10 protein-coding genes are annotated in these 12,543 nt (G+C 72.3%); all 10 read left to right on the plus strand.

Going from position 1 to position 12,543, the window contains the following annotated elements; genetic code table 11:
* Positions 1-16: 16 nt before the first annotated feature.
* Genes OO47_RS27275 through OO47_RS27320 form a run of 10 tightly spaced genes read left to right on the plus strand, consistent with a single transcriptional unit; the run spans position 17 to position 12,518 of the window.
* Positions 17-1,030, plus strand: a complete 1,014-nt coding sequence (locus tag OO47_RS27275; protein WP_078489948.1) for an ABC transporter permease — start codon at positions 17-19, stop codon at positions 1,028-1,030.
* Complete coding sequence (locus OO47_RS27280; RefSeq protein WP_030214494.1) at positions 1,027-1,920, plus strand: ABC transporter permease; 894 nt, start codon at positions 1,027-1,029, stop codon at positions 1,918-1,920. The genes OO47_RS27275 and OO47_RS27280 overlap by 4 nt, the downstream gene beginning before the upstream one ends.
* On the plus strand, positions 1,910-3,880 hold the full coding sequence (locus OO47_RS27285; protein ID WP_063831939.1) for a dipeptide ABC transporter ATP-binding protein: 1,971 nt from the start codon (positions 1,910-1,912) through the stop codon (positions 3,878-3,880). The genes OO47_RS27280 and OO47_RS27285 overlap by 11 nt, the downstream gene beginning before the upstream one ends.
* Positions 3,881-3,937: 57 nt before the next feature.
* The gene (locus tag OO47_RS27290; RefSeq protein WP_030214488.1) at positions 3,938-5,401 is read left to right on the plus strand and encodes a Y4yA family PLP-dependent enzyme; all 1,464 of its coding nucleotides are present in this window, start codon (positions 3,938-3,940) and stop codon (positions 5,399-5,401) included.
* Complete coding sequence (locus tag OO47_RS27295; RefSeq protein ID WP_030214484.1) at positions 5,398-6,714, plus strand: pyridoxal-phosphate dependent enzyme; 1,317 nt, start codon at positions 5,398-5,400, stop codon at positions 6,712-6,714. Before OO47_RS27290 ends, OO47_RS27295 begins: the two co-directional genes overlap by 4 nt.
* 1 nt (position 6,715) lies before the next feature.
* The gene (locus tag OO47_RS27300) at positions 6,716-7,942 is read left to right on the plus strand and encodes an aminotransferase class V-fold PLP-dependent enzyme (protein ID WP_030214480.1); all 1,227 of its coding nucleotides are present in this window, start codon (positions 6,716-6,718) and stop codon (positions 7,940-7,942) included.
* A 7-nt stretch (positions 7,943-7,949) separates the two neighbouring features.
* Positions 7,950-9,215, plus strand: coding sequence for an ATP-grasp domain-containing protein (locus OO47_RS27305; RefSeq protein WP_030214478.1), 1,266 nt, complete (start codon positions 7,950-7,952; stop codon positions 9,213-9,215).
* Positions 9,212-10,450, plus strand: coding sequence for an ATP-grasp domain-containing protein (locus tag OO47_RS27310; RefSeq protein WP_030214474.1), 1,239 nt, complete (start codon positions 9,212-9,214; stop codon positions 10,448-10,450). Before OO47_RS27305 ends, OO47_RS27310 begins: the two co-directional genes overlap by 4 nt.
* The gene (locus tag OO47_RS27315) at positions 10,447-11,766 is read left to right on the plus strand and encodes an MFS transporter (RefSeq protein WP_030214468.1); all 1,320 of its coding nucleotides are present in this window, start codon (positions 10,447-10,449) and stop codon (positions 11,764-11,766) included. The genes OO47_RS27310 and OO47_RS27315 overlap by 4 nt, the downstream gene beginning before the upstream one ends.
* Positions 11,751-12,518 (plus strand): class I SAM-dependent methyltransferase, encoded by a 768-nt coding sequence (locus OO47_RS27320; protein WP_030214466.1) that lies wholly within the window; start codon positions 11,751-11,753, stop codon positions 12,516-12,518. The genes OO47_RS27315 and OO47_RS27320 overlap by 16 nt, the downstream gene beginning before the upstream one ends.
* Positions 12,519-12,543 lie beyond the last annotated feature (25 nt).

Below are 12,543 nucleotides of genomic sequence, written 5' to 3' on the forward strand. Positions count from 1 at the left end.
AGCCGGTGTCCGCGCGGTGGCCGCACCGAGCGGCCCACCGGCTGGGGCGGCGGGACGCCTGCTGCGCCGCCTGGCATGGCGGCTCGGCCTGTGCCTGGCCGCCACCTTCACCGCGTACGTCCTGGCGTCGATCAGCTTCGATCCGCTCGCGGAGCTGCGCGGGCAGCAACCGCCGCCGCCCCAGGCGGTGATCGACGCGCAGGCGCAGCGCCTCGGCCTGGACGACCCGGTGCCCCAGCGCTTCCTGGGATGGCTGGCCGGTGTCCCCCACGGCGACTTCGGCGAGACGGTCACCGGCCAGGAGATCGGGGACGAGTTGTGGCGGCGTTGCGGCACCAGCGTGCGTCTCTTCCTGGCCGGCAGCCTGCTCGCGATCGTCCTCGGCGTGGCGATCGGGCTGTGGAACGCGCTGCGCGACGGACGGCCGTCGGACCGGATGTCACTGTTCGCGTCGTTGATCATCCTCGCCGTGCCGGTGTTCGTCCTGGGCACGGTCCTCAAGATGCTCTGGCTGCCCCTGAACGAGGCGGCCGGCACCCAACTGCTGTACTTCTCGGCCGAGACCACGCCCGGAGCCGACCACACGGGGTGGGCGGCGATCGGCGACCGGCTGCGCCACCTCGCGCTGCCGACCCTCGCGATCGCCCTTCCGCAGGCCGCTTTCTACAGCCGCTACCAACGGGCGGCCATGCTCGACGTCCTGGGCAGCGACTTCCTGCGCGCGGCCCGCGCCAAGGGGCTGCGCCACCGTCAGGCGGTACTCCGGCACGGCGTACGGATCGCACTCATCCCGATGGTGACGCTGTTCGCGTTCACCTTCGGACTGCACCTGACGGGCGGGGTGTTCACCGAGCGGGTCTTCGGCTGGAACGGCATGGGCGACTGGCTGCTCCGAGGGATCCAGGACGAGGACGCGAACATCGTGGCCTCGGTGACGCTGTTCATCGCGGTCCTCGTGGTCCTGGCCGGAATGCTGGCCGACGGCGTGCTGGCCCTGCTCGACCCGCGGATCCGGAGGGCCGGCCCGTGAACACCCTGACCGAGGAGAGGACCTCGGCCCAAGGCCGCGGGCGGTTCCGGTCGGCCGCCCGGCGCACGCCCGGCCGCCCGTCGATCGTGTGCGGGGCGGCGCTGCTGCTCGCCCTCGCCGGCGCGGCCGTACTGGGTCCGTTGCTGTGGCCGTACGACCACGTCGCCCAGGACCGGACCGCGATGCTGGTGCCCCCGGGCGGCGAGCACTGGCTGGGCACGTCCCGCCTGGGAGAGGACCTGCTCGCCCAGTGCCTGCAAGGGCTCCGGAAGTCACTGGTCATCGGACTCCTCGTCGCCGTGCTCTCCACCACCCTGTCCGCCGCGGTGGGACTGGCCGCCGGCTACCTGGGCCGCTGGGTGGACCGCTGCCTGATGTGGGGGGTCGACATGTTGCTGATCCTGCCGCCCTTCCTGGTCGCGGCCGTGCTCTCCCCCCTCCTGCGGGAGCGGTCCTGGCTGTACATGGTCCTCGTCCTGGCCCTGTTCCAGTGGATGCTCACCGCCCGGGTCGTCCGCGCGCGGACCGTCGCCCTGCGGCAGCGGGAGTTCGTCACCGCCGCGCACCACATGGGCGCCCCGACTCTGTGGATCATGCGGCGCCATCTGCTTCCGCACCTGGTGCCCCTGCTGGTGATCGACTGCACGCTTCATGTGGGCGCCGCGATCCTCGGCGAAGCGGGTCTGAGCTACTTCGGCTTCGGCATCCAGCCTCCCGACGTGTCGCTGGGCACCCTCGTGGCGACCGGGAGCGGATCGGCACTGACATACCCGTGGGCGTTTCTCGCCCCCGTCGGGTTCCTGGTCGTGACGGTGAGCGCCGTCGGGCTGCTGGGCGAGGGGCTGCGTCGCGCCCTGGAGGAAGGCAGAGGGGGATCGAATGAAGACTGAACACACGCCACACGGCTCGGAACCGCCGCCGACGGCACAGCTGCTGGAGGTGTCCGGGCTCTCGGTCACCTTCCGGAACGGCGTACGGTCCGGCGGCGGCCCGCGCCGGGCCGTACGAGGAGTCGACCTGCGCCTCGCAGCGGGGCAGGCCATGGCCGTCGTCGGTCCCTCCGGCTCGGGCAAGTCCGTGACGGCATCCGCCCTGATCGGGCTCGTTCCGGGGCCCGCCGTGGTCGAGGGATCGGTGCGCTTCGACGGGCGGGAACTGCTCCACCTGTCCGACCGGGAACTCTCCCGGATCCGCGGGCGGCGGATCGGCATGGTGTTCCAGGACCCGCTGACGGCCCTGAACCCGGTGATCCCCGTGGGCCGGCAGATCGCCGAGGCGGTACGGCTCCACCGGACGACGACGCGGAAGGAGGCACGGGAGGAGGCGGTACGCCTGCTCGACCGGGTGGGCATCCCCTCGGCGGCGCGGCGGGCCGGCGCCTTCCCCCACGAGTTCTCCGGGGGCATGCGCCAACGGGCCGCGATCGCCATGGCCATCGCCGGAGGGCCGGAACTGCTGATCGCCGACGAGCCGACCAGCGCGCTCGACACCACCGTGCAGGCACAGATCCTCCACCTGCTGGACTCGCTGCGCGCGGACACGGGATGCGCCCTGCTGATGATCACCCACGACCTGGGGGTGGTGGCCCGCTCCTGTGACCGGATCGCCGTGATGCGCGACGGCGCCCTGGTCCAGCAGGGCGAGGTCGCACGGCTGCTCGCCGCCGAGTCCGCACCCGACGGCGAACTCGGGGAACTGCTCACGGCCACACGGCAGCTGGCCCGCCCCCGTCCCACCGGCCCGCGCCCCCTGGTGTCCGCGCCGGACGTGCTGCGCGTCGAGGCCCTGAGACGGGACTACCCGGCACGCGGCCTTCCGGGCGCCGGGCGGCGGGACGGCGTCCGGGCGGTCGACGGGGTGAGCTTCACTGTTGCCGAGGGCCGGGCCCTGGCCCTGCTCGGAGAGTCCGGGTCCGGCAAGACCACGGTGCTGCGCGAGATCATGGGGCTGCGACCGCCCCAGGCGGGCCGGGTGGAGGTCCTGGGGCACGACCTGGCCACCCTGGACCGTGCGGACCGGTACGCGCTGCGGCGCCGGATGCAGCTGGTGTTCCAGGACCCGTCCTCCTCGCTCGACCCGCTCATGACGGTGGCCGACCTCATCGGGGAGCCGCTCGCCCTCGAAGGGGAACCGGCCGAGGCGCGCGGCCGGCGGGTGGCCGAGCTTCTGGACCTGGTGGAGCTGGAGCAGGCGGTGGCCCGCGCCCGGCCCGGCCGCCTGTCCGGCGGCCAGCGTCAGCGCGTGGCGATAGCCCGGGCCCTGGCCACCCGGCCTCGGCTGCTGCTGCTCGACGAACCCGTCTCCGCGCTGGACGCCCCGCTGCGCGCCGGTGTCATGGACCTGCTCGACCGGTTGCGCGGCGAGCTGGGTCTGGCCTATGTCCTGGTCTCCCACGACGTCCACCTCGTACGACGCTGCGCCGACGACGTGGCCGTGCTCTACCGGGGGCGCCTGGTCGAGCACGGCCCGACGGCCGCCGCCCTGAACCGGCCGCGGCACCCCTACACCCGGGCACTGGTCGACGCCGCTCTCAGCACCGATCCGCACACCGAACGCCACCGCCGGCGGGTGCTGCTGCCCGAGGACAGCACCACTCCCACCACCGGCGGCACCGGCTGTGCCTTCCGGCCCCGCTGCCCGCTCTTCACCGACCTGGACCCCGGCTCCCGCCGCCTGTGCGCGGAGCGGGACCCCTCCCCGTCACGGGGGCTCCATCCGTCACGGGATCCCTCCCCGTCACGGGAGCCCCACCCGCCACGGCCGGACGCCACCGCGTGGACGGCCGCCTGCCACCACACGGCCCACTCGGCGGTGGTCCCCGCCGCCACCGCGCCCACGCTCCGCCCCTGACCACTCCCTACGCGAAGCACGTCCGTTGACGACGACACCCCGCAAGAGGCTGCCCGTATGACCACACCGCTGTACCTCACCCCCAGACTGGAAGACCGGCTGGCGTCCCTGCTGGACGACCCGGACTTCCTGCACCGGCTCACGCACGCGCTCGGCTCACCGCTGAACATCGTGCTGCCCGACCAGATCGCCGAGAACGTGGAACGGTTCCGCGCCGTCCACGACCGCCACCGCCTGAGCGGCACCGTCTACTACGCCCACAAGGCCAACCGCTCCAGCGCGCTGGTCCGCCGGCTGGCCGACACACCCGCGCACATCGACATCGCCTCCCTGGGCGAACTCCAGCACGCGCTGGGCAGCGGATTCTCCCCCGACCGGATCATGGCGACCGGCCCCAAGAACCCCGAACTGCTGTGGCTGGCCGCCCGCACCGGGGTGAGCGTCAACCTGGACTCCGTCGACGAACTGCACCTCCTCGCCGACCTGGTGACGCGCCACCGCCTCCCCAAGGCGCGCGTGCTGATCCGGCTGTCCGACTTCGAGAGCAGCGGCACCACCGTCCTCACCAAGCGCAGCCGCTTCGGCACTCCGGTCGGCCGGATCGGTATGTTCCTCGACGCACTGGAGAAGCACCGCGACAGCACCGAGCTGACCGGCGTCGCCTACCACCTCGACACCATCGGCCTCGCCGAGAAGGCCACCGCCCTCGAAGGCTGCGTCCGGGTCATGCGCGAATGCGCCGCCCGGGGCTTCCGCCCCCGCGCGGTGGACATCGGCGGCGGCTTCGGCGTGGACTACCTCGCCGACGGCGCCCAGTGGGAGGCGTACACCTCCGAACTCACCAACGCCGTCCTGGGCAAGCGGCCCCCGCTGACCTGGCAGGGCCACGGCTACGGACTGCGCAGCGAGGCGGGCACCCTGCGCGGGGCGCTCGGCCTCTACCCCGCCCACCGGCCCGTGTCCGGCCCCCGCTACCTCGACGAGCTGCTCAGCCAGTCCTCGGCCTCGCTCGGCCGGCCGCTGGCCACCCTGCTGCTGGAGAACCTGCACGACCTGCACGTCGAGCCGGGCCGCGCGCTGGTCGACCAGTGCGGTGCCGTCCTGGCGAGGGTCCTGGAGGTGCGGGACACCCCGGAGGGGGAGTGTGTCGTACGCCTGGAGATGAACGCCTCCGACGTCAGCCTGGAGGAGCACGGCGTCCTGATGGACCCCGTCCTCGTCCGCCGGCCGGGCGCCCCGAGCACTGCCGGGACGAACCCGACCGGGGCGTACCTGATCGGCAACCTCTGCCTGGAAGCGGACTTCATCACCCGCCGCATGGTCTTCCTGCCCCACCGGCCCGAGGTCGGCGACCTCCTCGCCTTCGCCAACACCGCGGGCTACTTCATGGACTTCAGCGCCGACCACGCCCTGCACCAGCCCATCGCCCGCAAGGTCGCCGCCTACCGGACCGCCGGCACCTGGGACTGGTGCCTGGACGAGAACTACTGGCCCATCTCCCGCACGGAGGAATCCCGTTGAAGTACGACTCCATCACCGAGGTCATCGGTGACACCCCGCTGGTGCGCATAGCGCCCGAGATACACGGCCTCGACAACATCGACCTTTACGCCAAGCTGGAGATGCTCAACCCCTTCGGCTCCGTCAAGGACCGCGCGGCCTGGAACATGCTCCAGCCCCACCTGGAGCGGGGCGGCGCCGACCGTACGGTCGTGGAACTGTCCAGCGGCAACACGGCCAAGGCCCTCGCCGTCCTGGCCGCCATGCACGGCCTGCCGTTCAAGAGCGTCACCAACCGCATGAAGGTGCCCGAGATCAAGGACCTGCTCCTGCTCCTGGGCGCGGAGATCGAGGAGCTCCCCGGACAGGCCGAGTGTCTCGACCCCACGAACACCGAGGACCCCCTCACCAAGATCCACCAGCTGCTGTCGGCGGACACCGCCTCCTACGTACACACCGACCAGTACTACAACGAGCGCAACATCGAGGCGCACCGCAACTCCACGGGTCCCGAGATCATCAAGGACCTGGGGGGCCATGCGCCCGACTACTTCATCGCCGCCGTCGGCACCGCGGGCTCCTCCACGGGCTGCGCCCGCGCCCTGCGCGCCCACGACCCGGACACCTCGGTGGTCGGTCTGGTGGCGCACAAGTCGGACTTCATCCCCGGAATCCGGAACATCGACGAGGTCCACGAGGTCGGTCTCTTCGACCCCGGCACCTACGACACCATCGAGTCCGTCTCCGCCGACGAGGCCATCGACGGCATGCTCACCCTGGTACGCCGCTGCGGGATGCTCGCCGGCCCGACCGGCGGCGCCGCCTACTTCGGCGCCGTCCGGCACCTGCGGGCCGTCGACGCGCAGCTGACCGACCGGAGGACGGCCGTGTTCATCGTCTGCGACCGCGTCGAGAGCTACATGAGCTACGTCCACAAGCGGCGCCCGGAACTGCTGCGCAGGCCCGCCCGGCCGAACTCCCTGGCCTCCCTGACCGACACCGACCTCGCGGCGGCCGTGTCCATCGACACCCCGGCGGCCCAGCGGTGGATCGAGGAGACCCGGCCCCTCGTCGTCGACCTGCGCGGCTCCTTCGCCTTCGACGCCCTGCACATCCCCGGTTCCGTGAACATCGTCGACGAGGTGTTCGCCGAACTCCTCCACGGCGGCATGCCGTTCGGGCGCAACCAGCCCGTCCTGCTGGCCTGCCCGGTCGGCGAACAGTCGGCGAAGTACGCCGCCCTGCTCACCCGGATGGGACACGGCGACGTCCGCAGCCTCACCGGCGGCGTCGTCGCGTGGCGGGACGCCGGCGCTCCCCTGGTGCGTGACTGACATGACCACCTCTCTCACCTCCGTCACCTCCGCGCACCAGTCGGCCGGCCTCGACGCGTGGCAGCGGGCGCTGCGCGCCCAGTTCCCGATCATCACCGGCCACCCCGACGTGCGGTACCTGGACAGCTGCGCCACCTCACAGAAGCCCCAGGCCGTCCTCGACGCCGTCGCGCACTACCTGACCACCTCCAACGCCAACGCCGGCCGCGGTACCTACCCCTGGGCCAACCGCACCACCGCCCTCATCGAGCAGGCCGCCGACCGCGTGCGGACCTTCCTGCACGACCCCGACCCCGCCTCCTCCCGCGTCCACTTCACCAGCGGTACTACGGAGGGTCTGCGGACCGTCGCCCGGGACTGGCTCGTCACCCACCTGCGCGACGGTGACGAGATCATCGTCCCCTTCGCCGACCACCAGGCCAACGCGCAGCCCTGGCTGGAGGCCGCGAGGCTCCTCGCCGAACGCGGCACGAGGATCACCGTCCGGGAGATGCCGTACGAGAGCGACTCCCACGACTACGACCAGCAGGCCCTCGCGGCCCTGGTGAACGAACGCACCCGCTTCGTGGCCGCCACCCACGTCCACCACGTCTACGGCGCCGACATGAACGTGCACCGCATCCGCGAGACCGTCGGCCCCGAGCCCGTCATCTGCCTGGACGCCGCTCAGAGCATCGGCCACAAGGACGTCGACCTGAGCACCCTCGACGTCGACTTCGCGGTCTTCTCCGGCCACAAGGCCATGGCCCTGCCCGGCATCGGCGCCGTGTGGGCGCGCGGCGCACGCGGGCCGGCCTTCGAACCCGGCGGGTGGAGCGGAAGCCCCAACACCACCGGCATCGTCAGTCTGCACGCCGCGCTGGACTGGCTGGAGGAGGCCGGCCTCGACGCCATCGAACGCTGGACCGTCGGCCTCGGCGTCCGTCTCACCGACGGCCTGACCCGGCTCCCCTCCTACGAGGTACTGGGCTGTCAGATGAGCCTCACCGCCGAGTCCACGGTGCAGCGCCGCCAGGGCATCGTGACCTTCCGGCACCGGGACATCGGCTCGAACGACCTCGGCTTCATCCTCGCCAGCCACGGCCTCATGGTGCGCGCCGACAGCCACTGCCAGGGCAGCGCCGGTGAGAGCGACTCCTCCGTCCGCGTCAGCCTGCACCTCTACAACACCGCCGACGACATCGACCACCTCCTCGAAGTCCTGGCCGGCCTCGACCGAGAAAGCTGAGAGAGCCATGCACGAGAACAACGCGCCCGTCGTCATGGTCGACGTGTACGCGCCGACCATGCGGCTGGCCCGCGCCTTCCAGGAGGAGGGCCACCCGGTGGTCCGCGTCCAGAGCACACCGCAGATACCGCCGGTCTACCGTCCCTTCCGCACCGACGAGTTCAGCGCCGACATCATTCACGAAGGCGACTTCGAGACCACCCTCGAAGCCGTCGCCGCCCACGACCCCGTCGCCGTACTGACCGGGGGTGAACTCGGGGTCGAACTCGCCGACCGGCTCAGCCAGGCCCTCGGCCTGGCCACCAACGGCACCCGCATGAGCGCCGCCCGCCGTCACAAGTACACCCAGACCGAGATGATCAAGGCAGCCGGTCTGCCCGGCACCCGCCAGCACCTGCCGGCCTCCGCCGAGGACGCCGCCGCCTGGCACCGGGAGCTGGGCGGCCGGGCGGTGGTCAAGCCGGTACGCAGTGCGGGCAACGACCACGTCACCTTCAGCGAGAGCCCGGACGAGACAGCCGCCGCCTACGACAAAATCATGTCCGCGCGGAACATCTTCGCCGTCCGCAACGAGGGCGTTGTCGTCCAGGAGCATCTCGACGGCACCGAGTACGTCGTCAACACCGTCAGCTGCCAGGGCCGCCACCGGGTCACGGACGTCTGGCGGTACATGAAGATCTCCGCGAACGGCGTCAGCGACCGGATCAGTGCCGCCGTCTCCGTACCGCTCGGCAGTCCCGAGCGCGCCCGCCTGTCCGCCTACGCCCTCGACGTGCTCGACGCGCTGGAGGTCCGGTACGGGCCCGCCCACCTGGAGATCATGCTCACCGACGCCGGTCCCCGACTGGTCGAAGCCGGGATCCGGCTGTGCGGCGCGGACGCCGCCTACTTCGCCCGGCTCGCCGCCGGCGAGTCCCAGATCGAGCGGACCGTCGACGCGTACCTGCGCCCGGACAGTTTCCTGGCCACGCTCTCGGCCGCCCAGTCGACGAAGCAGCACGTGGCCATGGCCTACCTCACCTCCCCGGTGTCGGGCACGCTCGCCTCCTACCCGCTGCTGCCCCAGGTCGAGGCGCTGGACAGCTTCCACAACCTGCACATCGCCGTGCCCGAGGGCGGCCGGCTGCCGCTGACGGTCGACGACACCACCGAGCCCATGATGGTCGGCCTCGCCCACTCCTCCGAACACGTCCTGCACCGGGACCTCAACACCATCCACTACCTGGACGGAGCAGGCTTCTACGTGCTCCGCGAGGACGAGGAGCCGGCGTGAGGGACGTCCGACCCCACATCGTCGTCCTGCACCGCTGGCGCGCCGCCTACGCCGCGTACGAGCGGTACGTCGACCACGGGACCCACGCCGTCACCTACGTCACCACGGACGTCGGCGCCGAGGCCGTGCCGGAGTCGGCCGCGGAGGTCGTCGTCGTCCCCGCCACGGACGATCTCGCCCGGGTGCGCAAAGAGGTCGACGGCCTCGCCCAGCGGCACGGCCCGCCGCGATCCGTCATCGCGCTGAAGGAGGACGACCTGCTCGTCGCCTCCCATCTCGCCGAGGAGTGGGACTGCCGCGCCCGCCGCCCGGACCAGGTCGCCCTCTTCCGGGACAAGTCCCTGATGGTGGACGCCGTCGCCCGGGCCGGCCTCGCCGTACCGGCGACGGCCCCTGCTCCGGACGCCGAAGCGGTGCGCGCCTTCGCGCGCGACCACGGCCTGCCTCTGATCGTCAAACCGACCAGTGGCAGCAGCAGCGAGGGCGTCACACTGCTGCGCTCGGCCGAGGACCTGGACCGGCTCTCCTTCCCCGAAGGCGCCCGGTTCCTCGTACAGGCCCACATCCCCGACGCCATGTACCACGTCGACGGCGTCTTCGACGGCCGCGACCTGCTCTGCTGGAAGAGCTCGCGCTACCTCAACGACTGCCTCGGCTTCCGCGCGGGCAATCCCGTGGGCTCGGTGGAGGAGGACCAGCCCCATATCGCCGACGCCACGGCCTGCTTCGCCACCCGGGTCCTGCGGGCACTGACCCGCGACCCCGTCCCCTTCCACCTGGAACTCTTCGTGAAGGAGCGGGGAACGGCGGCACCCGAGTGCGTCTTCCTGGAGGTCGGCGCGCGGGTCGGAGGCGCCGAGATCCCGATCGTCTGGCGCGACGTACACGGCTACGACCTGATGGAGGCCGCCTTCCGCATCGCCCTGGGCGAGCCGCCACCGCCTTATGCGCCGCCCGCCGAACGGGAACGGGGCGGTTTCCTCCTGGTACCCGCGCCCGCGGCCAGGCCCTGCGTCATCACCGCCATCACACCCATGACCGGCCGCACGCCCGGCCCGTACGCGGAGGACCTCCTGGACGTCGGCGACGTGCTGCCCGACGCGGACGCGTACTACGAGCACGTGGGCGGCCGGTTCCGGTTCCGTGGACGCACGAGCGCCGAGGTCAGGCGTGCCATCACCGAAACCGCCCGCGCGTTCCGCGTGAGCGGACGCAGCCAAGGAGGTGCCCGATGAGCGGCCTGGCGCAGTACACCCACCTGTGGAAGGTCCCCGGCGCCCCCCTCCTGCTGGTCGGGGGAGTGGTCGCGCGCCTCGGGCAGGGCGTCACCGTACTGGCGTGGCTGCTGCTCGTGGAGGCGGCCAGGGGAGGGTTCGGCGAGGCCGGCCTGGTGGTCGCCTGCGTCTCCCTGGCCACCGCCGCCACCGCCCCGGTGGCCGGCCGCCTCGCCGACCGGTACGGACCCGGCCGCGTGCTCCCGCTGTACGCCACGGCCTACGCGGTCCTCCAACTGCTCCTGCTGGCCGCGGTCCTGGCCGGTATGCCGCTGATCCTGCTGTGCGCGCTGGGGGCTCTGTCCGGCGCCGCCTTCCCCGCGATCAGCCCCGCCCTGCGGGCCGCCTGGACTACGCTGACCAACGCCGGCAGCGGCCGGTCCGGGATGCGACAGGTCGCCATGGCCGCGGAATCCACCCTCTTCGAGCTGGTCTTCGTCGTCGGTCCGCTGATCTTCTCCGCCTTCGTCCTGCTCGGCACGCCCCTTGGCGACGCGTTGAGCATGGGCTCCTCCACGGCAGGTCCGGCCGCGGCCCTGGTCTTCGCCTCCCTGTGCACCGGGCTGGGCACCCTCGTGGTGGCCAGGGGACGCGCCATGCGGGGACTGCACTACGACGCACCGCCCACCCGGGGCATCGGCCCGCTGCGGGTACCGGCGCTGCGGACGGTACTCCTCTGCGCGGCGGGCATCGCCTTCTCCTTCGGCGGGGCTCCCGTCGCCATCGCCGCCTACACGAAGGCCCACGACGGAACCTCCGCCGACGGGGTGACGGGCGTCCTCATCGCCGTGTGGAGCATCGGCAGCGCGGCCGCGGGGCTGTGGTACGGCAGCCGCACGTTCCGGGGCTCCCTCGGCCGACGGTTCCTGGCCCTGCTCGCGGTCCTGGCGGTGGGGTACGCGGCATGGGCCCTGATGCCCAACTCCTACGCGCTGGGGGCGCTCCTGTTCGTCTCCGGCGCCGTCATAGCCCCCGCGCTGACCGTGGAGGCGGAACTCGTCTCCCAGGCCGTTCCCGAGCCCATGCTCAACGAGGCATACACCTGGCTCACCACCGTCAACCTGGCGATGGCAGCCCTCGGTTCGGCCGTCACGGGCGCCCTGGCCGACCGCCCCGACGGGCATATCTGGGGCTTTCTCGCCGCTGCCGGTGCCACGGCGCTCGCCGCCGTGGCGGCCGCCACGGGAACGCTCGAACCAGCCACTCCCGATCCGGAGGTCCTGGACGAGACATCACACGTCGATCACCGTGAGGAAGCGCCATGGAACACCGGTTGAACGCGCGGACGGCCGCCCGCTGGATCAGCCGCTGGGACGCCCAGCAGCAGGTGTACGCGACGGCCCGCGAGGAGCGCTTCGAGGTCATCACCGACGTCGTCCGCCACGCCGTGCGCGACGCCGACCGCCCCCTCGTCGCCGACCTGGGCTGCGGGCCGGGCTCGCTCGCCGCCCGGATCGCGACCGCCCTGCCCCACGCCCGGGTCCTGGCCGTCGACCATGACCCGCTGCTCCTGGCCCTGGGCGACGCCTGCCACGGGGACGCGGTCACCTTCGTCGACGCGCGGATCGGCACCGGGGCCTGGGACGAACGGCTGGCCGCGCAGGGGCCGCTGGACGCCGTCGTCTCCACCACCGCACTGCACTACCTCCCACCGGACGTGCTGTCCTCGGTGTACGAGCGCGTCCACGACCTGCTGCGCGACGGCGGCGTGCTCGTCAACGCGGACCACCTCTACCAGGACGACGGTCCGGTCAGGGAGCTGGCTGCGGCGGTCGCCCGCGGACACGGGCGACGCTCCGGCGGGACCGCGGCCGGGGAAGACTGGTACGGCTGGTGGGCCGCCGTCGAGGCATGCGCGGACTTCGGCGAACTGCCGGCCGAGCGGCGGCGTCGTGGCCTCGACCTGGGGAGCGACAACGGCCTCAGCGCCCGGGAGCACATGGAGCTGATGCGCAAGGCGGGCTTCCCGTCCGTGGGCACGGTGTGGCAGTACGGCCACAGCTGCGTCCTGGCAGCCGTACGAGACTGACGGCGCACGAGCCGTCGCGGCCGGG

Origin of the sequence: Streptomyces bikiniensis, assembly GCF_000716625.1 — a bacterium.
In the GTDB taxonomy this organism is placed as follows: Bacteria; Actinomycetota; Actinomycetes; order Streptomycetales; family Streptomycetaceae; genus Streptomyces; species Streptomyces bikiniensis.